Here is a 23,962-nt window from a genome sequence, read left to right on the forward strand (position 1 = left end):
CTTTCTTTATACGTTCGCGACTGGCACGACAGCCACAAGCTGTAGTTCAAGCGGCTTAGAGTTTCACCCGGGCGCCCAGTATGCCGCCCACGTGAACGGAAGCATGTCGAATTAGGGCTTGGACGTTTACGCGAACTGGAGCGGGTAGCGGGAATCGAACCCGCGCGTTCAGCTTGGGAAGCTGACAGGCTACCATTACATCATACCCGCGCGCGCCCTCGTTACCATGATGGCGCCGCCTCAAGCAATCGGCAAAGCGATTGGGGTCGGCGGCTTCGCCGAAGCCTTCCGTCCGGAGTTGCGTAAGAGCAACCGGCCTCCTCTCGGAGCCGGGCGTCATCCATGCCGCGGACCAAGCCTGTCGCTGTCTTGACGAGAGCATGAGCGGCATTGCCCGAACCTCTCGACATGAATACAAAATGTCGGGGTTTCGCTTGCGGCGAGGACGCTGCCTGTCAGGCATCGGTGCTCGCGGCAGCAGCGGTCTGGGGCATCGTTTTGCGGATCATCTATCTCTATTCCGATACTCATCCTTCCGAAAAAGCGATCCATCCGGGCGTCGGCACGGCTTTTGCGCGGCCGATCGGCTGGGAAGCCAGGCCGATCAGCGGGCTGGACGGCGCGATCCTGGCCGGGCGTGCCGCATGACACCGATGGAACCCGTCGTAAATGCCCTTTGGGTCGGCGACGCGCTTGGCGAAATCCATGCTGCCTGCCTGCGGTCATTCCTGCTCGCCGGGCACCGGGTGCTTCTTCACTGCTATGATGTTCCGGGCAATGTGCCCAAGGGCGTCGAGATTTTCGACGCCTCGCGATTGATGCCGAGGGAACGCATCATCACCTATCGATCCAACGGCAGTCCTTCATTGTTCTCCAACCTCTACCGGTTGAAAATTCTTGAGGCCGGGATGGGCCTCTATGTCGACTGCGACGTCTACTGCCTGAAGCCGATCCCGCAAGTCGATTACATCTTCGGCTACCAGACCGACATCGAGCTCAACGGCGCCGTGCTGAAATTGCCCGCTGACAGCGACATGCTGCGCGAGGCGCTGAAGATGGTGGACGATCCCTATTTCATCGCCCCGTGGCTCTGCGAGCGCAAGCGCCGACGCTACCGTTGGCGCAAGGCGATAGGCCTGCCGATCGATATCTCGCACTATGGATGGGGTATGCTCGGGCCCTGTCTTTGCCGGCAAGACCGGCGTCATCGGTCACGCGTCGAGCATCGACGTCTTCTATCCGGTCCACTACGGCCAGGTATCGCTGTTGCTCGACCCCGGCCTCTCGCTCGCGGACATCGTGACCTCGCGCACGCTCTGCATCCATCTCTTCGACAACTCGCTCAAGGAGCGGATCGGCGGCAGCCCCGTTCCCGCTGGTTCTCCGCTCAGCCAATTGCTGGAGCTTTCCGGCTTGCCGGCCGCTGAAGGCGCTCGAGCAATTCCAGGAAAAGTGTGAGCGGTTGGGCTCGGCGGCATCGCCGTCGCCTTCGATCCGGAATTGCGTAAAAACAAAGAGATAGTGCGCTTCGCCGCTTCCGTGGAACGGTGAAACGCACTAGCCCTCTCTCACATGTCGTCAGCTTGATGCGAGGCAGCCGAGTGCGTATCTCTGATGCCGCGCCGCCGAATCGGGCGGCTGGAACCGGAGAATGGCCTTGTCCGCACTGACGCGCTTTCTTGGCGACACGCCCCTCAGGGTGTTCCTGAAGCTGCTCGTGGTCTCCTTCCTCGTCGGCCTCGTCATGCATGCCTTCGGCTGGTCGCCGATGGACGTCCTCTACGGCATCCGCCAGTTCTTCGTCGATCTGTGGAACCTCGGCTTCCACGCCATAGACCGCTTCCTGGGCTATATCCTGCTCGGTGCCGCGATCGTCGTGCCGGCATTCATCCTGCTTCGGATCGCCAGCTACAGGAAGTAGCGGGGCCAGGATCACGCATATCGCGACGCCACCTCGAACAATATGGCGTGGCGTGCGGCCAGCGCCGGCACGTCGGTCGAGTAGCCGCCGCCGATGACGCCGCACAACGGCACGCCGCGCTTGCGGAAGTGGCCGATGACCATATCTTCGCGGGCGGCGAGGCCATCGTCGGTCAGCGCCAGCCGGCCGAGCCTGTCCTCGGCATGCACATCCACGCCGGCATTGTAGAAGACGATGTCCCAACGCCTTTGCCCGGAGAGTTGCGGCAGGATGGCGGCGAGCCGCTCGAGATAGGCGTCGTCGCCTGTCCCGTCCGGCAGGGCGACGTCGAGGTCGGAGGCGATCTTGCGCAGCGGGTAGTTGCGTTCGCCATGCATGGAAAAGGTGAAGGCGCGCGGCTCGTCCTTCAAGATGTCGGCGGTGCCATCGCCCTGATGCACGTCGAGGTCAACGACCAGAATGTTTTCGGCGGCGCCTTCCGCCAGCAGCGCCAGCGCGGCGACGGCGACATCGTTGAAAGTGCAGAAGCCGGCGCCTTGCGCGCGCCTGGCATGATGGCTGCCGCCCGCCGCATTGCAGGCAATGCCGTGTTTCCGTGCCAGTCTGGCGGCAAGCACGGTGCCGGCGGTGGCGAGTTGCGCCCTGAGCGACACGCGTGGACCGATGGGAAAGCCGATCTCGCGCTCTATTTTCTCCGGCACCTGGCAGGCGATCACCTGGTCGACATAGTCGGCCGCGTGCGCGAGCTTCAGCCGTGCAGCTGGTGCCGGCTCCGGCATCGAAAGCGCGCCGGGCACGGCCAGCCCTCGTATGCGCAAGGCTTCCATCAAAAGCGGATATTTGCTCATCGGAAAGCGATGGTTGACGGCGAAGCCGGCGTCATAGTCGGGGTGATGCACAATCTGCAGCGGCATGGATAGACAGGTCTGCGCCAACCCGGAAATTCGGTTGGCAGTTTGGCGGATGGTGGTTGCGCACGGCCCGCAAACTGGGGCACATCGGGCGCTCGATCAAGCCGCAATCAGCCAGGCAGCAATCCCTTGGATGCGACTCAAGCCAACGCCAGGTCTTTCGTCGTCACCAACCGTTCGGTGCTGGCGATCGCCGTGCCGATGACGCTTGCCTATTTGACGACGCCGCTGCTCGGCATCGTCGACACGGCGGTGGTCGGCCAGTTCGGCGACGCAGCCCTGCTCGGCGGCCTGGCAGCGGGATCGCTGGTCTTCGACGTCGTCTTCACCACCTTCAACTTCCTGCGTTCGGGCACCACCGGCCTCGTCGCCCAGGCCTTCGGGCGCGGCGATGCGCTGGAAGAGCAGGCGGTGCTGTGGCGCGCCGTGCTGATCGCGGTCGTCGCGGGCGTCGTGCTTGCGGCACTTGCTCCGCTCTTTGCCGTCGCCGGCCAATGGTTCATGGGCGCCGAGCCGCGCGTCAGCGCCGCGATGTCGGTCTATATCCGCATCAGGCTGCTCGCCGCGCCCTTCTCGCTGATCAACTACGCCATACTGGGCTACGTGCTTGGGCGCGGCGAAGGCGGGCTCGGCCTGATGCTTCAGGCGGTGCTCAACGGCATCAACATCGCGCTCTGCTTCCTGCTCGGCCTGGAGCTCGGCTGGGGCGTTGCCGGTGTCGCCTGGGCAACGGTTACGGGCGAGTTCCTGGCCATGATGCTCGGCCTTGCCATCGTGCTCAGCCGCTTCCGCAAGCTGGAGCGGCCGTCGCGCCGGCGCATCCTCGACCTGCCGGCCTACCGGCGCATGCTGTCGCTCAACCGCGACATCATGATCCGCTCCTTCTCGCTGCTTGCCGCCTTCGCGCTGTTCACCAGGCAAGGCGCGCAGTTCGGCACGGTGACGCTTGCCGCCAACGCCGTGCTGATGAATTTCTTCCTGATCGCCGGCTACTTCCTCGATGGCTTCGCCACCGCCGCCGAGCAGTTGGCCGGCCGCGCCATCGGCGCGCATGCGCCGGCTCCTTTCCGGCAGGCCGTGCGACTGACACTGATCTGGGGCTTTGGCCTTGCCGGTATCGCCACGCTTGTCCTTCTGACCGCCGGCACCAGTCTGGTGGCGCTGGTGACGACCTCGCCGGAAGTCCGAGCGGTCGCCGACATTTATCTGCCCTGGGCCGCCTTCACGGCGCTGAGCGGCGTGCTCGCCTTCCAGATGGACGGCGTCTTCATCGGCGCCACCTGGTCGCGCGACATGCGCAACATGATGCTCTTGTCGTTCCTCGCCTTCAGCGCCGCGCTCATCGCGCTTGCGCCGGCCTTCGGCAACAGCGGCCTGTGGGCGGCGCTGCATGTCTTCCTGCTGGTGCGGGGAGTGAGCTTGCTTGCGGTGCTGAGGCTCAGGGTGCGGACGGCGTTCAGCTGATCGGCTTTGCAGCCCAGCGCTCACAAGCGGAATCGCGCAGATCGCGGATCGACCCAACCCGCTCCTTCTCCACAATGCGCGCCATGCCTGCGACGATGCGCCCGGGCAGCGCCGGCCCGGCATAGATCATGCCGGTGTAAAGCTGGACGAGATCCGCGCCGGCACGGATTTTCTCCAGCGCCGTCTCGGTGGAGTCGACGCCGCCGACGCCGATGATCGCTATCTTCGGGCCGAGCAGCTTCCGCATGCGGGCGAGCACCGCGGTCGAACGCTCAAACAGCGGCTTGCCCGAAAGGCCGCCCGTTTCATTGACCGATCCCGAGCTCTGCAATCCGGTCCGCGCCAGGGTCGTGTTGGAGACGATGACGCCGTCGATCTTTTTCTCGGCGATCTCGGCGGCGATGTCTTCCAGCTCCGCCTCGACGAGGTCCGGCGCGATCTTGAGGAAGACGGGCGGCTGGGCCGGAGCCGCGGCGCGCTCAGCCATCACCCGTGACAGCAATTCGCCGAGCTGCTCGCGCGCCTGCATGTTGCGCAGGCCCGGCGTGTTGGGCGAGGAGATGTTGACGGTCAGATAACTCGCATAGGGAGCGAAGCGGGCGACGCCGCGCTCATAGTCGGCGATCCGGTCGGCACTGTCCTTGTTGGCCCCGATGTTGACGCCGACGATACCCGGCCGCCCCTTGCGCGCTGCAAGCCGCTTTTCGGCCGCCGCATGGCCCTCATTGTTGAAGCCCAGCCGGTTGATCACCGCCTCGTCCGCCGTCAGCCGGAAGATGCGCGGCTTCGGATTGCCCGGTTGCGGCAGCGGCGTGATGGTGCCGACCTCGGCGAAGCCGAAGCCAAGCCCAAGCAGCGCGTCCGGCACTTCGGCGTTCTTGTCGTAGCCGGCCGCCATGCCGAGCGGGTTCGGGAAGTCGAGGCCGCAGCGGCTGATCGTGAGCCGCGGATCGCGCGGCGCGCCCGCGCCCACAGGCAGCCCGCAGCGCAGCGCCGCGATCGACATGCCATGCGCGGTTTCCGGATCGAAGGAGAAAAGCAGCTTCTGGCCGATCCGGTCGAGCACCCTCATTCGCCCTCCAGCGACGGGAAGTCGTGACCGCTGGCGCCAAGCGGCAGCGGCTTCACCCAGAGAACGGCGTCGAGCTCGAGCGGAGCATAGAGATGCGGGAACAGGGCGCCGCCGCGCGACACCTCGTATTTCAGTGCGTCGCCCAGCTTGGCCCCGTCGATCGCGATCAGCAGCAGGTCCGTCTGCCCGGCGAAATGCTTGGCCGCCGTCTCGCGAACCTGGCCGGCGGTGGAGAAATGGATGAAACCGTCGGCGATATCGATCGGCGCGCCGGTGAAGCGCCCGTTCTTTTCGGCTTCGCGCCACAGCGCCTCAGGCGCGATCTTGTAGATAATTTGAGACATTGTCGCGCTATAATCCGAACCGAAGGTGCGGGAAAGGCTTGAAGCTCGACTCTTCCCCATTTCCGGCGCAAACCTGTGATAGCCCGCCTTCACTGGCTCATGGAGGACGATATGCGTCTGCAGCACATCCTGATCCCCGCGGCGCTTTGCTCGCTGGTTGCCGCTTCCGCCTATTCCGAGGAGACCGACCACTACCGTTTGGAGAAGTCGGCCAACGGCTATGTCCGCATGGACACCAGGACCGGCGCCATGTCGATCTGCGAGGAGCGCACCGGCCAGCTTATCTGCAAGATGGCGGCCGACGAGCGCGCTGCCTATCAGGACGAGATCGACCGGCTGGACAATTCGGTCAAGGCGCTCGACGCGCGCGTCGCCAAGCTCGAGAACTCACTGTCGGCCCGGCTGGAATCGCAGCTGCCCAGCGAAGAGGACTTCGACAAGGCGATGGGCTACATGGAGCGGTTCTTCCGGACCTTCAAGGATATCGTCAAGGACATGGACAAAGAGGACGGTGACGGCGGTAAGCTGAACCAGAAGACCTGAACCGGCGAGCAATTCCAGGAAAAGTGCATAGCGGCTTCCGCCCGGAATTGCGCAAAACAGGAGCCCAACCGTTGGGGAAAACCCGGCCCGCGGCCTTTGCCGCTTGAAAACGCGCCGCGCCGCCGCATAATCATTCCGGTCCCCGCAAGAAGCAGAAAATGATGATGGGATCGGGGGAGGACTATTTGCCGTCGGGCCACACTTTCGTCATTGCCGACGACCATCCGCTTTTTCGCGGCGCGTTGAAGGAGGCGCTTGCCGGCATCGGCGACGTTGCCGCCATCCATGAAGCCGGCGATTTCGAAAGCGCCAAGGCGCTGGTGCTGGCCAACGAGGATGTCGACATGGTGCTGCTCGACCTATCGATGCCGGGCGCCAGCGGGCTCTCCGGCCTGATCTCGTTGCGCGGCATTCATCCGGCGGTGCCGCTGGTGGTGGTCTCGGCGCATGACGATCCCGTCACCATCCGCCGCGCGCTCGACCTGGGCGCCTCCGGCTTCATCTCCAAATCGGCCAGCATGGAGGAAATCCGCGCCGCCGTGCGGGCGGTGCTTGCCGGCGATATCGCGGCGCCCGCCGGCATCGAGCTCGGCATCGAGCGCGACCCGGAAATCTCCGATCTCATCAAGCGCCTGCAGGCCCTGACGCCGCAGCAGACGCGCGTGCTCGGCATGCTGGCGGAGGGCCTGCTCAACAAGCAGATCGCCTATGAGCTCGGCGTCTCCGAAGCCACCATCAAGGCGCATGTCTCGGCGATCCTCCAGAAGCTCGGCGTCGACAGCCGCACCCAGGCGGTCATCCAGCTGTCGAAGATCGGCGGCGACCCGCTGCAGCCGGTCGGCTGATCACTCCGCTGCCGGCGCCAGCGGCCTGACGCGCGCCATCATCGAGCGGAGCACCGCCGGCTTGAGCGGTTTGTTGATCACGGGAATGTCCAGCCGGCCGGCGGCAGCGCGCAACTCGTTGGAACGGTCGGCGGTGACCAGCACGCAGGCAAGGGCCTCGCCGTAGGCGGCGCGCAGCGCGGCGATGGCGTCGAGCCCGGTGCCGCCGTCGAGATGATAGTCTGCCAGCACGAGGTCCGGCTTCGGCGTGCCGGGCTTCAGGAGATCGCCCGATCCCGAAGCCGTCTCGACATGACAGCCCCAGCCTTCAAGCAGCAGCCGCATGCCGTCGAGGATACGCGCGTCGTTGTCGATGCAAAGCACATTGAGCCCGGCAAGCGTCGAGGCCGAGCGGGCCGGAGCCTTGCCGGCCTCGCGCGGCGGCGCCGCGACCGCCGCGATCGGCAGGATGACGGAAAAGCGCGTGCCCTTGCCGGGATTGGAGTAGATACGGATCTCTAGCCTCAGCACCCTGGCGATGCGGTCGACGATCGAAAGGCCAAGCCCGAGCCCCTCGGCCTCGCGCGCGCCTTCGTCGAGGCGGGTGAATTCGTGGAAGACGGTGTTGAGCTTGTCGCCGGCAATGCCGATGCCGGTGTCGATCACCTGGATCTCCGCCAGCTCGCCGCGCCGCCGCACGCCGACCAGGATACGGCCCTTGCGCGTGTATTTGATGGCGTTCGACACCAGGTTCTGGATCAGCCGGCGCAAAAGGTTGCGGTCGGTCATGACGCCAAGCGAGGATGGGATGATCGTGAGCTCGAGCTTCTTTTCGGCGGCGAGCGGGCGAAAATCATTGCCGATCTGGCCAAGCAGTCCGCCGAGGCTGAAAGCGGTGTTCTCGGGCTTCATGGCGCCGGCGTCGAGCCGCGAGATGTCGAGCACCGCGCCGAGGATGGTCTCGACCGATTCCAGCGAGGACTCGATATTCATCGCGGCCTTGCCCGCTGGTCCCTTGCCCGCCTTCTCGATCAGCGACGCGCAATAGAGCCGGGCGGCGTTCAGCGGCTGCAGGATGTCGTGGCCGGCGGCGGCGAGGAAGCGCGTCTTGCCGAGATTGGCTTCCTCGGCCAGCATCTGCGCCTGCGCCAGCTCCTCGTTGACGCGGGTGAGTTCGATGGTGCGGGTCTTGACCCGCTGCTCCAGCGATTCATTGGCCCGCTTCAGCGCCAAATCCTGTTCGACGCGGCCGGAAATGTCGGCATAGGTGGCGACGATGCCGCCGTCGGGCATCGGATTGGAGCGCAGCTCCAGGATGCGGCCGCTGGTCTTCAGCTCCATCTGCCACGGGCCGGCGAAACTGGTCAGCCGGTTGAGCATCGTCACGTGCTGGTCGGCGGGGATGTCGCCGCGCTCGGCGAGGTGATGAAGGATCCGGTCGAGCGAGACGCCGACCTGTCCCATCTCGTCCGGCAGGTCGAACAGCAGGCGGTATTGCCTGTTCCAGCAGATCAGCCGGAAATCGCGATCAAAGACGGTGATGCCTTGCTCCATCTGGTCGAGCGCGATCTGCAGCAGGTCGCGATTGTGCTGCAGCGCCTCGGTGGCGTCGTCGAGCAGTTTGAAGGCATCCCTGGAATCGCGGTCGTTGCGGCGGAAGAGCAGCGACAGGATCAGCCGCGCCGACGACGAGCCGACGGCGCTCGCCAGCAGCTGCTCCGAGAAGCGGATGACATCCATGCTGGCCTGTTCGGTGCCGAGCAGGGAGACTTTCGCGTCCCTCTCGAAGGATTGGAACGAACGCTCCGTGCGCTCGACGCCGAGATAGCGCGAAATCGTGTCCTTCAGGTCATTGACGGTGACGGCGGTGCGGAAGCGGCGCAGGCTGGGCATCGGGCCGGCCTCGCGCGGCACGAAGATCGCCGCCTGGATGCGCTCCAGCGGCACCGATGCGCGGGAGAGGGAGCCGAGGACGAAAAACAGCGCATTGACCGAAAGGCTCCACAGCACGCCGTGATTCAGCGGCTCGCCGACCGTGCCGAACAGCGCCTGCGGCCGCAGCGCCTCGAAGCCGAACAGGCCATGGACGACCATGTCGGCAGAGGGACCGACGAGTGAAGGGAGGAGCAGCGTGTAGCCCCAGACGGCGATGCCGGCGACCATGCCGAGTGCCGCGCCCCGGCCATTGGCGCGGCGCCAGATCAGGCCGCCGATCAGCGCCGGCGCGAATTGCGCGATCGCAGCAAACGACATCAGGCCGATCGAGGACAGCCGGGCGCTATTGGTGCTCTCGCGGTAGTAGAGGAAGGCGATGAACAGCAGGATGAAGATCGAGGCGCGGCGCACATTGAGGATCAGCGTCGACCAGTCCTCGTTCTCCGAGGAGCTGGTCTTGAGCACGCGCCGGACGAACAGCGGGATGACGAGATCGTTGGAGATCATGATCGAGAGCGCGACGCTCTCGACGATCACCATGGCGGTCGCCGCCGACAGGCCGCCGATGAAGGCGGCCATCGCCAGCAGGTCATGCCCGCTGAGCAGCGGCAGCGACAAAACATAGAGGTCGCTGCTTGTCTTGCCGCCGACCAGCGACAGGCCGGCAAAGGCGATCGGCAGCACGAAAATGTTGATCGCCACGAGGTAGAGCGGGAACACCCAGGTCGCCGTGCGCAGCTCCGCCTCGCTGCGGTTCTCGACGATGGTGACGTAGAACTGCCGCGGCAGCATCAGGATGGCAAAGCCGCTCAAGCCGGTCAGCACCAGCCAGGTGGCTAGAGAGGTGTTATAGCCCATGGCCCTGCGCACCTGGTCGTTGCCCGAGAGCGTCGTCATCATGTCGCCCGGGCCGCCGAAGATGAGAAAAGTCACCATCAGGCCGATGGCGAGGAAGGCGGCGAGCTTGACCACTGTCTCGACCGCCACTGCCAGCACCAGTCCGTCCTGGTGTTCCGTGGCGTCGGCATGACGTGTGCCGAACAGCACCGCGAAAAGCGCCAAAAGCATCGCCACCACCAGCGAGATATCGCTGACGAAGGGATCGAAAGAGGGCGGCGAGCCGGTATAGTGCTCGACCATCAGGCTGACGGAGCCCGAGATCGCCTTGAGCTGCAGCGCGATATAGGGCACCGCGCCGACGGTGGCGATCAGCGTCGCGATCGCCGCGACGGTGAAGCTCTTGCCGTAGCGGGCGCCAAGGAAGTCGGCGATCGAGGTGATCTTCTCGCTTTTTGCCAGCCGGATCATGCGGTTGAGCAGCGGGAAGCCGAACACGAAGACCAGCACCGGGCCGGTATAGATGCCGAGGAATTCGAGGCCGCGCTCGGAGGACAGGCCGACCGAGCCGAAGAAGGTCCACGAGGTGCAGTAGATGGCGAGGCTGAGCGCATAGATGAAGGGCCGGGCCCGTCCGAGCCCGGCTGCCACCGAACGCCGGTCGCCGACGCTGGCGATGGCGAAAAGCAGCGTCACATAGGCGATCGCGATGATGACGACGAACCAGCCTTGCACGGTCCGCACTTCCTCCCTGCTGGCTTTTCTCTTCCAGCCATCACGACGCAATCACAGCTTGGGGTCCAAGTCCATCGCGGCTTTTGGCGCATATTTCTTGATGACGCTGCCTGAACAGAAACCGGTGCTTTCGCCTTTTTTCCGGTTTTGCAACCGGAGGGTTTTGTTATTGTGAGCGTGGGCCGGCGCCCGAAGGATACTGGTGAGGCGGCAGCGCGGCCCGGCAAGGAGGGACGAATGCTGAAAGAATTCCAGGAATTCATCTCCAAAGGCAATGTGATGGACTTGGCCGTCGGCGTCATCATCGGCGCCGCCTTCGGCAAGATCGTCGATTCGCTCGTCAATGACATCATCATGCCGATCGTGGGCGCGATCTTCGGCGGGCTCGACTTCAACAATTACTTCTTCGGGCTGTCCTCGAACGTCCATTCGGCCACGCTGGCCGATGCCAAGAAAGAGGGCGCGGTCTTTGCCTATGGCTCCTTCATCACCGTCGTGCTGAACTTCCTGATCCTGGCCTTCATCATCTTCCTGATGGTCAAGGCGGTGAACAATCTGCGCAGGCGGCTGGAGCGCGAGAAGCCGGCTCCTGCCGCAGCGCCGCCGCCTGCCGACGTGCAGCTTCTGACCGAGATCCGCGATCTGCTCGCCAAGCGCTAACGCAGAGCCGGCGCTCTGGACCAAAACCCCGGCCGCCTGCGGCCGGGGTTTTCCGTTTGGCGATCTGGTAAAAGCGCTCACAACACGAATACGGATCTTGCCAATGACCCTTATCGAGACCTTGCGCGCGGAAGCCCGCGCCGCGCCCGAAAGCGGCATTGTCGCCGTCATCAATCATGGCCGCCTGCGCGAAGGCCTGATCCCGCTCTGGGCCGGCGAGGGTGATCTGCCGACACCGTCCTTCATCAGCGATGCCGCCGCCAAGGGACTGGCCGACGGCGAGACCTTCTACACCTGGCAGAAGGGCATTCCCGCGCTCAGGCAGGCGCTCGCCCGCTACTACGCCCGGCATTTCGGCAAAACCTTCGCCGAGGAGGAGTTCATCGTCACCGGATCCGGCATGCATGCCATCCAGCTGGCCATCGACGCGATCGCCGGCAGCGGCGACGAGGTGATCTACCTCTCGCCCGCCTGGCCGAATTTCGCCGCGGCCGCCGGCGTGGCAGGCGCCGTGCCGGTGCCGGTCACCCTCGACCAGTCCGGCAATGGCTGGTCCTGCGACGTCGACAAGATCGCGTCGGCGATCACGCCGCGCACGAAGCTGTTGTTCATCAACACGCCGTCCAACCCGACGGGCTGGACCGCCGACAAGGAGACGCTGCAGGCGATTCTCGATCTCGCCCGCCAAAAGGGCCTGTGGATCATCGCCGACGAGATCTATGCGCTGTTCCACTACGGCCATGGCCGCGCGCCGTCCTTCCTCGACGTCGCCACGCCCGAGGACCGTATCCTTTTCGTCAACAGCTTTTCCAAGAATTGGGCGATGACCGGCTGGCGTGTCGGCTGGATCAAGACCCATCCCGCCTTGCAGCAGGTGTTCGAGAATCTGATCCAGTACTCGACCTCGGGCGTGGCCCAGTTCATGCAGCGCGGCGCGGTCGCCGCCCTCGACAATGGCGACGGCTTCATCGCCGAACAGGTGGAGCGCGCGCATGCCGCCCGCGACCTCGTCTGCGGCATCCTCGGCGAAACCGGCAAGGCGCGGTTCACCGTGCCGCAGGGCGCCTTCTACCTGTTCTTCAGGGTCGACGGCCTCACCGATGCTCGAAAAGCCGCCTTCGACATCGTCGACAATGCCAATGTCGGCCTGGCGCCGGGCACCGCCTTTGGTCCCGGCGGCGAAGCCTTCCTCAGGCTATGCTTCCACCGCCGCCTCGATCAGCTCGAGGAAGCCGCGCATCGTCTGGCGAAATGGATGAAGACGGTGTGAACTGCACTGAAGCCGGATTTGAAACTCGCTCCGGTGAGTCAGCCGGTGCGGATTTCGAGACCCGGAGCGCAGCGGACATCCAGGGTCCGTGAGCACCGGAAGCGCAGAAAGCCGCGTCGGATGGCCGCCGGAGCGAGTTTCAAATCCGGCTTCAGCCGCCTGACTTCGGCACCAGGAGCGGAATGATTCGGTCGGTCTTGGCGACGGCGGGACGGCCGGATGCAGCATAGGGAATGCCCAGCGCATCCCAGGTCTCGACCAGCGCGTCCTGCAATTCGGCGATCAGCGCGTCCGAATGGAACGGCGTCGGCGTGATGCGCAGCCGCTCGGTGCCGCGTGGCACGGTCGGATAGTTGATCGGCTGGATGTAGATGCCGTGCACGCCAAGCAGCCGGTCGCTGGCCATCTTGCAAAGCTCGGGATCGCCGACCAGCACCGGCACGATATGGGTAGCCGATTCCATCACGGGCAGGCCCGCGGCGGAAAGCACCTGCTTGGTGCGAGCCGCCTGGCGCTGCTGCGCGTCGCGCTCGGCCTGCGAGCGCTTCAGATGCCTGATCGAGGTGGTGGCCGCCGCTGCAATCGCCGGCGGCAGCGCGGTGGTGAAGATGAAGCCCGGCGCATAGGAGCGCACGGCGTCGATGACAGCACTGGTGCCGGTGATGTAGCCGCCCAGCGTGCCGAAGGCCTTGGCCAGGGTGCCCTCGATGACGTCGATGCGGTCGGCCAGGCCTTCGCGCTCGGTGATGCCGCCGCCGCGCGGGCCGTACATGCCCACCGCATGGACCTCGTCGATATAGGTCATGGCGTTGTGGCGTTCGGCGAGCTCGACGATCTGCTTGATCGGCGCGATGTCACCGTCCATCGAATAGACGCTCTCGAAGACGATGAGCTTGGCGCGCTCGCGTCCGGCGGCCTGCAGCAGGCTTTCCAGATGCGCGACGTCGTTGTGGCGGAAGATTTTCTTCTCGGCGCCCGAGCGCCGCACGCCTTCGATCATCGAGGCATGGTTCAGCTCGTCCGAGATGATCAGGCAGTTGGGCAGAAGCCGGGCAATGGTCGAGATCGAGGCCTCGTTGGAGACGAAGCCGGAGGTGAACACCAGCGCCGCTTCCTTGTCATGCAGGTCGGCGAGTTCATGCTCGAGCTCGACCAGCGGATTGGACGTGCCGGAGATGTTGCGGGTGCCGCCGGCGCCCGAGCCCATCTTGCCGGCCGCTGTCTGGAAGGCGGCGATCACATCCGCGTTCTGGCCCATGCCGAGATAGTCGTTGGAGCACCATACGGTGATTTCCTGGGCGCGGCCGTTGGAACGCCAGATGGCGCGCGGGAACTTGCCCACCATGCGCTCGAGGTCGGCGAAGACGCGGTAGCGACGCTCGGCGTGGAGCTGGTCGATCGCGTCTTCGAAGAACCGCTGGTAATTCATGTCGACTTCCCAAATTTGCGGCGGATCATAGTCACTGCCCCATGCCGCGTCCACCGCGCCCAACCGGTCAAAATGCCACGCCCTTGCCCTGTTCCTAACGACGCCGGATCGTGGCCTATTCCCGGCTGTTTGAAGCAGTTTTGTTTCAGTACGATGCCTCGGACGGGAGGAACTGTTACGGACTTAACATTATAGGGCGGCCAATGCATATCGCCCAAAAGTGCAGCGGTTTTGGGGGAACGACATACGCTTTAGCGGGCTTGCGGCGGGGTTTCCAACACGGTGGCTGTTGAGACAGTTTCCGATAAATCTTGATCAGCGAGGTGGATGATGACGGTTTTGGTGACGGGCGGTGCCGGCTATATCGGCAGCCATATGGTCTGGGAACTGCTGGACGCCGGCGAGAGTGTCGTGGTGCTCGACCGGCTCTCCACCGGCTTCGAATGGGCCGTGGCCCCGGAAGCAAAGCTCGTCGTTGGCGATGTCGCCGACCGCGACCTGGTCGGCCGGATCATCCGCGAGAACATGGTCGATGCCATCATTCACTTCGCCGGCTCGATCGTGGTGCCGGAATCGGTCGCCGATCCGCTCGGCTATTACGAGAACAACACCTGCAAGACCCGCACGCTGATCGAAACCGCCGTGCGCGAGGGCGTGCCGCGCTTCATCTTCTCCTCCACCGCCGCCGTCTATGGCGGCGCCGGGCTGGAGCCGGTGCGCGAGGATGCCCGCCTTGCGCCGGAATCGCCTTACGGCCTCTCCAAGCTGATGAGCGAATGGATGCTGCGCGATGCGGCGCTGGCGCATGACATCCGCTACACGGCGCTGCGCTATTTCAACGTCGCCGGCGCCGATCCCAAGGGCCGCACCGGACAGTCGACGCGCGGCGCCACGCATCTGATCAAGGTCGCCTGCGAAACGGCGCTCGGCAAGCGGCCCTTCATGCAGGTCTTCGGCACCGATTATCCGACGCCGGACGGTACCTGCATGCGCGACTACATCCACGTCAGCGATCTCGCCGCCGCGCACCGGCTGGCGCTGCAGCGGCTGCGCGATGGGGGCGCGAGCCTCGTCGCCAATTGCGGCTACAGCCACGGCTATTCCGTGCTCGAGGTGATCGACAGCGTGCGCCGCGCCTTCGGCCATGATTTCGATGTGCGCATGGGGGACCGGCGGCCAGGCGACGCCGCCGCCGTGGTCGCCAATTCCGAGCTTGCCCGCAAGGAGCTCGGCTGGACCCCGCAACGGGACAATCTCGACCAGATCGTCAACGACGCGCTGGCCTGGGAACGCATTCTGACGACCAAGAACTCGGTGCGAAACTGAGCGATTCGGTTGATTTCGGTGATTTCGCCGTAGCCCCTCCGGAATTGCGTGATGAGACCGAGCTGTTGGTCCAAGGGCTCGTCCGGCGCGCCGGGACGCGCTATGGGATCGTTGAGGGTGTTGTCTAAGCACGGCGCCCTGTTCGATCCTGAGGGGATGGCATGAAGGTCCTGGTTCTCGGCGCCGGCGTGGTTGGCACGGCGGCCGCCTATTATCTGGCTAAGGACGGTCACGAGGTGACGGTGATCGAGCGCCATGAAACGGCGGCGCGCGGCACCAGCCAGTCGAATGCCGGCCTGGTCTCGCCGGGCGACGCCACCGCCTGGGCCTCGCCGGCAGCACTGAAGACCTTCCTGCGCGGGCTGTGGAACCACGATCTCGGCATCAAAGTCAGGCTGCGCCTCGATCCTTATTTCTATGCCTGGAGCCTGCGCTTCCTGCGCGAATGCACCGTGACCCGGCTGCGCGCCAACACCAACATCAAGCTCAGGCTCGCGCTCCATTCCCGCGAGTGCATCAATCAGCTGTCGGAGGAGACCGGCATCCATTACGACGAGCGCAAGAAGGGCATTCTCTACTTCTTCCGGTCGCAAAAGAGCCTCGACACCGGCACGGACAATTATCGCTATCTGGGCGAGCACGGCCTGCCGATCGAGATCGTCGGCCGCGAGCGTCTGGTCGAGCTGGAGCCTGGCCTTGCCGGCGTGAAGGAAAAGATTGCCGGCGGCATTTATTCGCCGATCGACCAGACCGGCGATTCCAAGCAGTTCACCGACAGGCTCGCCGCCTATGCCGCCGAGAAGCTCGGCGTCAAATTCCTGTTCGGCACGACGATCCAGGGGCTCGACATCGAGGGCGACCAAGTGCGCGCCGTCATGACCTCGGCCGGCCCAGTCACCGGCGATGCCGTTGTCATCTCCATGGGACCGGAAAGCGGTCTGCTCGGCCGCCGCTACGGCATCGACCTGCCGGTCTATCCTGTGAAAGGCTACACCGCGACGATTCCCCTGGTGGACGAAAGCAAGGGGCCGACCATGGGCGGCGCCGACGAGGACCGGCTGATCGGCTATTCGAGACTAGGCAATCGCCTGCGCATGTCCTCGACGGCCGAATTCACCGGTTTCGACCGCAGCTTCAAGCCGGGTGATTTCAGGACCATCCTGGAAACCGGCAAGGATCTTTTCCCGGGCGCCTTCGACGAGAAGAAGGCCGTGCTCTGGGCCGGCCTCCGGCCGATGATGCCGAACTCGGTTCCCGTGATTGGCCAGGCGAAATACCGCAACCTCTATCTCGACACCGGCCACGGCCATGTCGGCTGGACCATGGCCTGCGGCTCAGGGCAGTTCCTGGCCGACGTCGTCGCCGGTCGCAAGCCGCAGATCGATCCGCAGGGGCTGCTTTACGGGACGGCGCGCTGAGCCGGTTGGTCTACGCGGTTGCGTTCTTCTGCCACGCTTGTGTGTAGGCTTCCCAGGCCGGATCGGCCGGCGGTTCGGTCCGCTCGCCCTTGCTCATTGCGGGTGCGCCGTCGGACGCTAGCAGCGCGGCGCCAATGCTGGTCCCCGTCGAGGTTTCCGACGCAACGACCGGTCGTCTCGTCGCTGCCGCCAGCATGCGGATGAAAAGCGGGTTGCGCGCGAAAGGTCCCTCGACCGTCGTCGGCCCGTCGCCGCCGATCAGTTCCAGGCAAGTCGCGGTCATCAGCGCCAGATAGAACGAGATGGCGACAAAGCGTTCGCCGGGGCCTAGGGCGTCCGCGTTCCGCCATTGCGCGGTGCGATGCGGGAACGGCCCGGAGCCCTGCTGGGTGGAAGGCAGCAGCAAGACCTGCCGCGTCAGAACGGCGGCAACATCGGCCTCGCTCCAGCCCTGTAGCTGGCCCTCGGTCAGCAGCGAAAACTCGCGTCCGCCCATGAAGCGCGCCGATGGCACGGGATCGCCGAGCGCATTGACATTGACCAGCGTGTCGCGCGCCGCATCGAGCTCCACCTTCCGGCCGCCGACCGCCATCGATACTACCCATGTGCCGGTCGAGACGACCGAAAAGCGCGGCGCGTCGGACAGCAGATGCGGCAGCAGCGAAGCATTGGAATCGTGCAGACCGCAGAATACGGGGGTCTGAGGGTCAAGGCTCGTCCGCAGCGCAACCTCTGGCAGGATTGGCCCCAGGCAGTCATTCGCCGGCCGCATCGGTGGCATCAGCTGGCGCCAGCCCATCCCGTCGACCAGCGACGAATAGTCATCCCACCACGGGTTCCACAGATCCGTGTGGCAGCCGAGCGACGTCACCTCATTGGCGGCGACGCCAGTCAGCCGAAGCCCCCAGTATTGCGGATACATCAGCATTGCGGCGGCTCGCGCGAATTCCGCCGGGAAGCGCCTCTGCTGCCAGAAGAACTGCGCCCCGAGATTGAGCCCGATGGGCAGGCGCGGCGTGCCGGTCTCGGCAAAGGGCGGACGTGCGGCGTCATAATCGGCCGCAAGTTGATCGGGACCGTCGAATTCGTAATCGAGCACTGGCAGCACCAGTTCGCCGGCTCTGTCGACCAGCGCCCCGGTCGCCCCATGCGTAGTGATCGATATCGCATCAATCCGCCGTTCGCGGTTGAGATCGGCGAGGCTGTTCAGGATGAACGTCCACAGCGCCTCGACATCGTGATGCGGATAGGGCGCCTGCCGCACCGGCGCGTTTGCCGTGCGGCGCAGCGCGACCTCGCTCAGTGTCGCGAGATCGACCAGCGCCACCTTGGCGTTGGTCTTGCCGATATCGATGACGGCGACGATCATGCCATATGGAACATTGTTTCCAGCGGCACCGCCACCGGCTCATTGTCGGGCCTTGTCTCCATGATATCGGCCATATGCGCCCACCAGCGCTGCATCACGGGGTGCTTCGGCAGGTCGGCCATACCGTGGTCATCGGGGCGCCACAGCACGCCGAACAGGATGTCGGTCTCCTCGTCGAGATGGATCGAGTAGTCGGAGACGCCGGCCTCTCTCAGCAGCACGACCAGCTCGGGCCAAATCTCGTCATGGCGGCGCTTGTATTCGGCCTTCATGCCGGGGTTCAGCTTCATCTTGAAGGCGTATTTCTCCATCACGCGAAGCGTCCTTCGCGCAGCCGCCGCCAGACGATCGGCAGCGCAATGACGATGATCAGAAGCAGGCCGATGAAGATCGACATGACGATGCCGGGCACGTTGAGCAAGCCGAGGCCGAACGTCACCAGCCCCATGATGAAGGCGGCGAGCACGACGCCGAGGATGCTGCCGGCGCCGCCAAGGATCGAGACCCCGCCCAACACCACCATGGTGATCGCCTCGAGTTCGTAGCCCTGCGCGATCGACGGTCGCGTCGAGCCGAGACGCGAGGTGATCAGCACCGAGGCGATGCCCGACATCAGTCCGGTCAGGCAGAACAGGATGAACTTGATGCGGTCAACGCGCACGCCGGAGAACTGGCAGGCGACGGGGTTGTTGCCGATGGCGAAGACCCGGCGGCCTAAGCTCGTGCGATGCAGCACGAACCAGTAGATCAATGCCGCGACAAGGAACAGCACCAGTTCGAACGAGAACACCCACCAGACATAGCCTTGGCCGAAGAAGGCGAAGCTCTCCGGATAACCCTTATAGGCCTGATCCCCCAGGATGATGAAGGCGATGCCGCGAAACAGGCTCATCGTGCCGATGGTGACGACGATGGACGGCAGGCCGAGCCGCGTGACGAGCAGCCCGTTGAAAGCGCCGCAGCCGAGGCCGACGACGATGCCGATCGCCACCAGCACCGGCGTGCCGGCGCCGGCCTGCACCGCCATGCCCATCATCGTCGAGGCGAGCGCCACGATGGCGGCAACGGAGAGGTCGATCTCGCCCGAAATGATCAGCAGCGCCATGGCCAGCGCGATCAGCCCTTTTTCCGTGAAGTTGAAGGTCAGGTCCGACAGCGACCACGGATCGAGAAAATAGGGCGAAGCGAAGCTGTTCACCACGAAGATGAGGATCGCGATGACGACGAGCAGCGCCTCCCAGGAGAAGATCGCCGAGGAAAGCGGCTTGTCGAGCCGGTCGGGGATTCGGCGCGGGAGAGGGGTGTCGGTCATGCCGCTTCCGCCTTTCTGAGGATAATGCGGCCCTGCCGGCGCTCGCCGCGCGCGTTGAGCACCACGGCCAGGATGATGGCGCTGCCCGAGATCGCCATCTGCCAGAAGGGGGAGATGTTGATGACCGGCAGCGCGTTGGAGATGATGCCGAGGAACAGCGCGCCCAATACCGCGCCGCCGACCGAGCCGATGCCGCCGGCGATCGAGACGCCGCCGATGACGCAGGCGGCGATGATGTTGAGTTCATAGCCGTTGGCCACCTCGACCGAGGCGATCACGTAACGCGAGATCCATAAGTATCCAGCGAGCCCGCCGATCATGCCGGAAATGCAGAAGACGATGAACTTGGTGCGGCCGACATCGATGCCGGCATAGACCGAGGCAGTCGGGTTGACGCCGATGGCATAGATCGAGCGGCCGATCTGCGTGCGCGTCATCACCAGGAAGAACAGCGCAATCACCAGCAATGCGATCCACGACAGCACCGGCAGGCCGAGGAAAGCGACGCGCTGGAAATTGATGAAGTCGGGGCTCATCTGGTCGGCATTGACCCAGGCGCCGCCGGAGACGACGAAGGTCGCGCCGCGATAGATGGTGAGCGTTCCGAGCGTCACCACGATCGAAGGAATGTTCAGCCGCCACACCAGGAAGCCGTTGATCGCGCCGAGCACCAACCCGACCGCCAAAGCGATGGCGATCAGCACCGGGATCGGGATCGCCGGATGCGCGGCGTTCAGCATCGCCACCACCATGCCGGTGAAGCAGAGGTTGGACGCCATCGACAGGTCGATCGAGCGCGTCAGGATCACCACCATCTGTCCCAGCGCCAGGATCATCAGGATCGACGTGTCGTTAAACACCTGGCGCAGATTGGCGGGATCGGCAAAACCCGGGAAGCGCGTCGAGATCAGCCCGATCAGCACGGCGATGCCGGCAAGCAGCCAGATCTCGCGGTATTTGCGGAAGTTCTTCATGCCGCGATCCCCGCTGCTGCCCTGACCAGTGTCTCGGCATCCAGCCCCTTGTTGTCGTAGACGGAAGCGATGCGGCCTTCGCGCATGACCACGACGCGGTCGGACATGCCGAGGATCTCGGGCAGTTCCGACGATACCATGATCACCGAAAGGCCCTGCGCGACCAGCTCCGCCATGAAACCATGCACGGCCGCCTTCGAGCCGATGTCGATGCCCTTGGTCGGCTCGTCAAGGATGATCACTTTCGGCGTCGTCGCCAGCCATTTGGCGATGACCACTTTCTGCTGATTGCCGCCGGAAAGCGTGCCGACATCCTGGCTGAGCGATGAGGCGCGCAGATCCAGCCGCTCCGTGTAGGAGCGGGCGAGCGAGAATTCTTCCGCGAGCCTCAGCACGCCGGATTTGGAGGTGCGCGCAAGCGAAGGCAGGGACACGTTCTGGAAGATCGGCAGGCCGATCACCACGCCCTGCTTGCCGCGCTCTTCCGGCACATAGACGATGCCGGCCTCGATCGAGTCCGCGGCCGATTTCGGTGCGATGGTCTTGCCTTCCAGCGAAATCGCACCTCGGCTGGTGCGCGTGATACCGGCGATCGCCTGCATCACTTCGCTGCGCCCTGCGCCGACGAGACCATAAAAGCCGAGGATCTCGCCCTTGCGCAATTCGAAGCCGATGTCGTCGAACTCGGTCGGATGCGACAGGCCGGAGACCGAAAGCACCGGCGCGCCGATCTTCGGCTCGCGCTGCGGGAAGATGTGATCGACGTTGCGGCCGACCATCATGCGCACAATCTCGTTCTGGCCGGTATCCTTGAGTAGGCCTTCGCCGACCATCTCGCCGTCGCGGAAGACGGTGTAGCGGTCGGCGATGCGGTAGATCTCGTCGAACTTGTGGCTGATGAAGAGCACCGCCTTGCCTTCGCTCTTCAGGAATTCGATCAAGAGGAAAAGCTCCTCGATCTCCTTCATCGAGAGCGCGGCGGTCGGCTCGTCCATGATGACGATGCGCGCGTCGATCGACATCGCGCGGGCGACAGCTACGAGGTGCTTGTTGGCGATGCCGAGGTCCTTCAGCCGCGTGTCGGCGTCGATATGGCCAGCGCGCATCGTCTCCAGCACTTCGCGCGCGTTTTTCCGCATCGTCCGCCAGTCGATGGTGCCGAAGCGGGTGCGAGGAGCGTGGCCGAGGAAGATGTTTTCGGCGACCGAGAGGTCGTCGAACAGCACCGTCTCCTGATGGATGGCGGTGATGCCATGGCCGAAGGCGGCATGCGCGCTGGGCAGCGTCGCCGCCTGGCCATCGATGCCGATCTCGCCGGAATCGGGCTGGTAGATGCCGGTCATGATCTTGACCAGCGTCGACTTGCCGGCGCCGTTCTCGCCGATCAGTGCCGTCACCTGTCCTGGATAGAGCGACAGGCTGACATTGTGCAGGGCGCGCACGCCCGGGAAACTTTTCGAGATGCCTGAAAGCGTCAGGCGCGGAGAGGCGCTTTGGGAGAGGCCAGAGGGCTCGGGCCGCTCTATCTCCGCTTTGCGCTGGGCTGTCGTGTCCATATCGTATCAGGCCCTGAGAGAAGGTCCGTTTGAGGATGCGGCGGGACAATTGTCCCGCCGCATGAGCTTGGAGTCGAGAAGGATCAATAGATCTTGGAGAACTTCTCGATGTTGGTCTTGTCGAACTGGAAGGGCGGCGCCATCGCAGCCGAGTTGGTGTCGTCGAGCGTGACCTTGCCAACGCGGCCGATCGACAGCGTTGCGCCGGGCTTTGCCTCTTCCTTCTTCACCGCCAGGTCATGGGCGAGGTAGATCGCCGAATAGCCGAGGTCGATCGGGTTCCACAGCGCAACAGCCTGCGAAGCGCCGTTGTCGATGAACTTCTTGAACTCGGATGGCAGCGCCAGGCCGGTGACATTGACCTTGCCGATCAAGCCTTCATCGGTCACCACCTGCGCGGCGGCAACGACACCGACCGTGGTCGGCGCGATGATGGCCTTGAGGTTCGGATAGGATTTCAACAGGCCCTTGGCTTCGTCGGTGCTCTTGGCCGAGTCGTCATCGCCATAGACGGTAGCGACCAGCTTGATCTTGGGGAACTTCTCCGGCAGCACCTTCTTGGCGGCCTCGATCCAGGCGTTCTGGTTCGTCGCGGTCGAGGAGGCCGACAGGATGGCGACGTCGCCGCCTTCCGGCAGGTAATCTGCGGCGAGCTTGATGATGGTCTCGCCGATCAAATTGGTGTCGGACGGATTGAGGTGGAGCTGGCGGCCTTCCTTGGCGACGCCCGAGTCCCACGAGATCACGGTAATGCCGCGATCCATCGCCTTCTTCAGCACCGGCACCAGCGCGTCCGCGTCATTGGCCGAAACGGCGATCGCGTTGACCTTTTGCGCGATCAACGAGTTGATCACCTCGATCTGTGCCTCCGCCGTCGCCTTGGTCGGGCCGGTGTAGATCACGTCGACATCGCCCAGTTCCTTGGCCGCTTCCTCAGCGCCCTTGTTGGCGGCGTCGAAGAAGCCGTTGCCGAGCGACTTCACCACCAGCGCGATCTTGACGTTCTCGGCATAGGCGGCATTCACGAAGATGGCGGCGGAAAAGGCCGCCGTAACCAGCAGTTTCTTCAAAAAGCTCATCGAATATCCTCCCTTGAGCGTTGCATTCCATCGCCGCTGCGGGCGTGAGTTCCCTCAGGCCTGCAGTGAAGATTCTTCCTTGTCGCTTGACTGTCTGCGGGCGACGACCAGCGCCACGCCCGCCGTTTCCAGCATCGTGGCCTCGCGGTCCTCGATGCCGTCGTCGGTGATCACGGTAGCGATGCGCGACAGCCCGCACAGGATCAGGCTGGAGCGCATGCGGAATTTCGAGGAATCGACCAGCACCACCAGTTCGTCTGCCTGGTCGATCAATTTCTGCTCAGCCTGGATCAGCAGCGGATCGCCTTCCATCAGCCCGAGCGGCCCCAGCCCCTGCGCGCCCATGAACATGCGCCGCGCATAGAAATTGCGCGTCACGTCATTGTCGAAGGGCGACAGGATTATGTTCTGCTCGCGGTAGATCGTGCCGCCCGAAAGCATCACCGTATTCTTCGAGTGCTTGAGCAGGTGCTCGGCGATCGGGAAGGAGTTGGTGAAGATCGGCATGCGGCGGCCGGTCAGGAAATGCACCATCTGGAAAGTGGTGGTGCCGCCATTGATGATGATCGGCTCGCCGTCGGTGCAAAGGTTCACCGCTTCCCGCGCGATCGCCCGCTTCTGCGCGGCATTCAGCGTTTCGTTGACCGAGAAGGGCCGGCCGGCAAGGCCGATGAACTGCGGCGGCGAGATCGCCTCGGCGCCGCCGCGCACCCGGCGCAGGCGCTTTTGCACATGGAGCGCCGCGATGTCGCGCCGGATCGTCGCCTCGGAGGAGTCCGTCAACTCGACCATCTCCTGCACCGTCACCACAGGCTTTTCCTGGACGGCGGACAGAATGATCCTGTGGCGTTCTTTTTCGTGCATGGTTCCTCCCTGCCCAAGCATCAGGCACCAGAAAACACGCAGTGTCAATCATTTCCGATCATATATTTTCATTGTGCAGTGCAATATGATCGATATTGATCGTTTGTGATTGACAAGCA

22 protein-coding genes and 1 tRNA gene are annotated in these 23,962 nt (G+C 64.3%); 10 read left to right on the forward strand and 13 right to left on the reverse strand.

The features are described from left to right. Positions 1-136: 136 nt before the first annotated feature. Positions 137-210, reverse strand: a tRNA-Gly gene (locus tag P9273_RS02475). A 198-nt stretch (positions 211-408) separates the two neighbouring features. Here P9273_RS02475 and P9273_RS02480 point away from each other — a divergent pair. The 3 genes from P9273_RS02480 (at position 409) to P9273_RS02490 (ending at position 1,921) form a co-directional block, all read left to right on the forward strand. After that, positions 409-648 (forward strand): hypothetical protein, encoded by a 240-nt coding sequence (locus tag P9273_RS02480; protein WP_278047461.1) that lies wholly within the window; start codon positions 409-411, stop codon positions 646-648. Beyond that, positions 645-1,427, forward strand: a complete 783-nt coding sequence (locus P9273_RS02485; RefSeq protein WP_278047462.1) for a hypothetical protein — start codon at positions 645-647, stop codon at positions 1,425-1,427. The genes P9273_RS02480 and P9273_RS02485 overlap by 4 nt, the downstream gene beginning before the upstream one ends. 224 nt (positions 1,428-1,651) lie before the next feature. Continuing rightward, entirely contained in the window at positions 1,652-1,921 is a 270-nt protein-coding gene (locus P9273_RS02490; protein ID WP_278047463.1) for a DUF6460 domain-containing protein, read from the forward strand. Between the two features lie 11 nt (positions 1,922-1,932). On the opposite strand, the gene P9273_RS02495 is transcribed toward P9273_RS02490, so the two are convergent. Then, complete coding sequence (locus P9273_RS02495; RefSeq protein WP_278047464.1) at positions 1,933-2,835, reverse strand: histone deacetylase family protein; 903 nt, start codon at positions 2,833-2,835, stop codon at positions 1,933-1,935. A gap of 126 nt (positions 2,836-2,961) precedes the next feature. Between P9273_RS02495 and P9273_RS02500 the strand changes: the two genes are divergently transcribed. After that, positions 2,962-4,296, forward strand: a complete 1,335-nt coding sequence (locus tag P9273_RS02500) for an MATE family efflux transporter (protein ID WP_278047465.1) — start codon at positions 2,962-2,964, stop codon at positions 4,294-4,296. On the opposite strand, the gene P9273_RS02505 is transcribed toward P9273_RS02500, so the two are convergent. Both P9273_RS02505 and P9273_RS02510 read right to left on the reverse strand, forming a co-directional pair. Next, the gene (locus P9273_RS02505) at positions 4,289-5,368 is read right to left on the reverse strand and encodes a quinone-dependent dihydroorotate dehydrogenase (RefSeq protein WP_278047466.1); all 1,080 of its coding nucleotides are present in this window, start codon (positions 5,366-5,368) and stop codon (positions 4,289-4,291) included. The two genes, P9273_RS02500 and P9273_RS02505, sit on opposite strands and share 8 nt — an antisense overlap. Further along, a complete protein-coding gene (locus P9273_RS02510; protein WP_040994151.1) occupies positions 5,365-5,712 on the reverse strand; it encodes a DUF952 domain-containing protein in 348 nt (115 codons plus the stop codon). Before P9273_RS02510 ends, P9273_RS02505 begins: the two co-directional genes overlap by 4 nt. A gap of 111 nt (positions 5,713-5,823) precedes the next feature. Between P9273_RS02510 and P9273_RS02515 the strand changes: the two genes are divergently transcribed. After that, on the forward strand, positions 5,824-6,255 hold the full coding sequence (locus P9273_RS02515; protein ID WP_040994524.1) for a hypothetical protein: 432 nt from the start codon (positions 5,824-5,826) through the stop codon (positions 6,253-6,255). Positions 6,256-6,440: 185 nt separating this feature from the next. Further along, positions 6,441-7,100 carry a response regulator transcription factor gene (locus P9273_RS02520; RefSeq protein ID WP_278047787.1) on the forward strand — a complete coding sequence of 220 codons (660 nt, stop codon included), beginning with the start codon at positions 6,441-6,443 and terminating at the stop codon, positions 7,098-7,100. Here P9273_RS02520 and P9273_RS02525 read toward each other — a convergent pair whose 3' ends face one another. Further along, the gene (locus P9273_RS02525) at positions 7,101-10,586 is read right to left on the reverse strand and encodes a PAS domain-containing hybrid sensor histidine kinase/response regulator (RefSeq protein WP_278047788.1); all 3,486 of its coding nucleotides are present in this window, start codon (positions 10,584-10,586) and stop codon (positions 7,101-7,103) included. Positions 10,587-10,823: 237 nt separating this feature from the next. Here P9273_RS02525 and mscL point away from each other — a divergent pair, with 237 nt between their 5' ends. Both mscL and P9273_RS02535 read left to right on the forward strand, forming a co-directional pair. Then, positions 10,824-11,246: a large conductance mechanosensitive channel protein MscL gene (mscL, locus tag P9273_RS02530; protein WP_040994155.1), complete on the forward strand. Its 423-nt coding sequence runs from the start codon at positions 10,824-10,826 to the stop codon at positions 11,244-11,246. 103 nt (positions 11,247-11,349) lie between these two features. Then, complete coding sequence (locus P9273_RS02535; RefSeq protein WP_278047467.1) at positions 11,350-12,516, forward strand: pyridoxal phosphate-dependent aminotransferase; 1,167 nt, start codon at positions 11,350-11,352, stop codon at positions 12,514-12,516. 151 nt (positions 12,517-12,667) lie between these two features. On the opposite strand, the gene hemA is transcribed toward P9273_RS02535, so the two are convergent. Continuing rightward, positions 12,668-13,945, reverse strand: a complete 1,278-nt coding sequence (hemA, locus tag P9273_RS02540; RefSeq protein WP_278047468.1) for a 5-aminolevulinate synthase — start codon at positions 13,943-13,945, stop codon at positions 12,668-12,670. Positions 13,946-14,275: 330 nt separating this feature from the next. On the opposite strand from hemA, the gene galE reads away from it, so the two are divergent. Continuing rightward, complete coding sequence (gene galE, locus P9273_RS02545) at positions 14,276-15,271, forward strand: UDP-glucose 4-epimerase GalE (protein WP_278047789.1); 996 nt, start codon at positions 14,276-14,278, stop codon at positions 15,269-15,271. Between the two features lie 161 nt (positions 15,272-15,432). Beyond that, positions 15,433-16,689, forward strand: coding sequence for a D-amino acid dehydrogenase (locus P9273_RS02550; protein WP_278047469.1), 1,257 nt, complete (start codon positions 15,433-15,435; stop codon positions 16,687-16,689). Between the two features lie 10 nt (positions 16,690-16,699). Here the strand turns inward: P9273_RS02550 and P9273_RS02555 are convergent, their stop codons facing one another. The 7 genes from P9273_RS02555 to P9273_RS02585 all read right to left on the reverse strand — a co-directional run bounded on the left by P9273_RS02555 (position 16,700) and on the right by P9273_RS02585 (position 23,843). Continuing rightward, positions 16,700-18,058, reverse strand: a complete 1,359-nt coding sequence (locus P9273_RS02555) for an FGGY-family carbohydrate kinase (protein ID WP_278047470.1) — start codon at positions 18,056-18,058, stop codon at positions 16,700-16,702. Further along, positions 18,055-18,369 (reverse strand): L-rhamnose mutarotase, encoded by a 315-nt coding sequence (gene rhaM / locus P9273_RS02560; RefSeq protein ID WP_278047790.1) that lies wholly within the window; start codon positions 18,367-18,369, stop codon positions 18,055-18,057. The genes P9273_RS02555 and rhaM overlap by 4 nt, the downstream gene beginning before the upstream one ends. Further along, complete coding sequence (locus P9273_RS02565; RefSeq protein WP_278047471.1) at positions 18,369-19,370, reverse strand: ABC transporter permease; 1,002 nt, start codon at positions 19,368-19,370, stop codon at positions 18,369-18,371. Before P9273_RS02565 ends, rhaM begins: the two co-directional genes overlap by 1 nt. After that, positions 19,367-20,344: an ABC transporter permease gene (locus P9273_RS02570; RefSeq protein WP_278047472.1), complete on the reverse strand. Its 978-nt coding sequence runs from the start codon at positions 20,342-20,344 to the stop codon at positions 19,367-19,369. Before P9273_RS02570 ends, P9273_RS02565 begins: the two co-directional genes overlap by 4 nt. Then, entirely contained in the window at positions 20,341-21,900 is a 1,560-nt protein-coding gene (locus P9273_RS02575) for a sugar ABC transporter ATP-binding protein (RefSeq protein ID WP_278047473.1), read from the reverse strand. Before P9273_RS02575 ends, P9273_RS02570 begins: the two co-directional genes overlap by 4 nt. Before the next feature lie 83 nt (positions 21,901-21,983). After that, entirely contained in the window at positions 21,984-22,979 is a 996-nt protein-coding gene (gene rhaS, locus P9273_RS02580; RefSeq protein ID WP_278047474.1) for a rhamnose ABC transporter substrate-binding protein, read from the reverse strand. A gap of 54 nt (positions 22,980-23,033) precedes the next feature. After that, entirely contained in the window at positions 23,034-23,843 is an 810-nt protein-coding gene (locus P9273_RS02585) for a DeoR/GlpR family DNA-binding transcription regulator (protein WP_278047475.1), read from the reverse strand. Between the last annotated feature and the right edge of the window lie 119 nt (positions 23,844-23,962).

The organism is Mesorhizobium sp. WSM4935 (genome assembly GCF_029625735.1).
Lineage (GTDB): Bacteria > Pseudomonadota > Alphaproteobacteria > Rhizobiales > Rhizobiaceae > Mesorhizobium.

Excerpts from the sequence above, each read along its gene's own strand:
- P9273_RS02555 (WP_278047470.1), bottom strand. The coding sequence starts at position 18,058 with ATGATCGTCGCCGTCATCGATATCGGCAAGACCAACGCCAAGGTGGCG.
- P9273_RS02565 (WP_278047471.1), bottom strand. The coding sequence starts at position 19,370 with ATGACCGACACCCCTCTCCCGCGCCGAATCCCCGACCGGCTCGACAAG.
- P9273_RS02515 (WP_040994524.1), top strand. The coding sequence starts at position 5,824 with ATGCGTCTGCAGCACATCCTGATCCCCGCGGCGCTTTGCTCGCTGGTT.
- P9273_RS02550 (WP_278047469.1), top strand. The coding sequence starts at position 15,433 with ATGAAGGTCCTGGTTCTCGGCGCCGGCGTGGTTGGCACGGCGGCCGCC.
- P9273_RS02535 (WP_278047467.1), top strand. The coding sequence starts at position 11,350 with ATGACCCTTATCGAGACCTTGCGCGCGGAAGCCCGCGCCGCGCCCGAA.
- P9273_RS02495 (WP_278047464.1), bottom strand. The coding sequence starts at position 2,835 with ATGCCGCTGCAGATTGTGCATCACCCCGACTATGACGCCGGCTTCGCC.
- galE (WP_278047789.1), top strand. The coding sequence starts at position 14,276 with ATGACGGTTTTGGTGACGGGCGGTGCCGGCTATATCGGCAGCCATATG.
- P9273_RS02485 (WP_278047462.1), top strand. The coding sequence starts at position 645 with ATGACACCGATGGAACCCGTCGTAAATGCCCTTTGGGTCGGCGACGCG.
- P9273_RS02510 (WP_040994151.1), bottom strand. The coding sequence starts at position 5,712 with ATGTCTCAAATTATCTACAAGATCGCGCCTGAGGCGCTGTGGCGCGAA.
- P9273_RS02480 (WP_278047461.1), top strand. The coding sequence starts at position 409 with ATGAATACAAAATGTCGGGGTTTCGCTTGCGGCGAGGACGCTGCCTGT.
- P9273_RS02585 (WP_278047475.1), bottom strand. The coding sequence starts at position 23,843 with ATGCACGAAAAAGAACGCCACAGGATCATTCTGTCCGCCGTCCAGGAA.
- P9273_RS02490 (WP_278047463.1), top strand. The coding sequence starts at position 1,652 with ATGGCCTTGTCCGCACTGACGCGCTTTCTTGGCGACACGCCCCTCAGG.
- mscL (WP_040994155.1), top strand. The coding sequence starts at position 10,824 with ATGCTGAAAGAATTCCAGGAATTCATCTCCAAAGGCAATGTGATGGAC.
- rhaS (WP_278047474.1), bottom strand. The coding sequence starts at position 22,979 with ATGAGCTTTTTGAAGAAACTGCTGGTTACGGCGGCCTTTTCCGCCGCC.
- P9273_RS02575 (WP_278047473.1), bottom strand. The coding sequence starts at position 21,900 with ATGGACACGACAGCCCAGCGCAAAGCGGAGATAGAGCGGCCCGAGCCC.
- hemA (WP_278047468.1), bottom strand. The coding sequence starts at position 13,945 with ATGAATTACCAGCGGTTCTTCGAAGACGCGATCGACCAGCTCCACGCC.
- P9273_RS02505 (WP_278047466.1), bottom strand. The coding sequence starts at position 5,368 with ATGAGGGTGCTCGACCGGATCGGCCAGAAGCTGCTTTTCTCCTTCGAT.
- P9273_RS02570 (WP_278047472.1), bottom strand. The coding sequence starts at position 20,344 with ATGAAGAACTTCCGCAAATACCGCGAGATCTGGCTGCTTGCCGGCATC.
- rhaM (WP_278047790.1), bottom strand. The coding sequence starts at position 18,369 with ATGGAGAAATACGCCTTCAAGATGAAGCTGAACCCCGGCATGAAGGCC.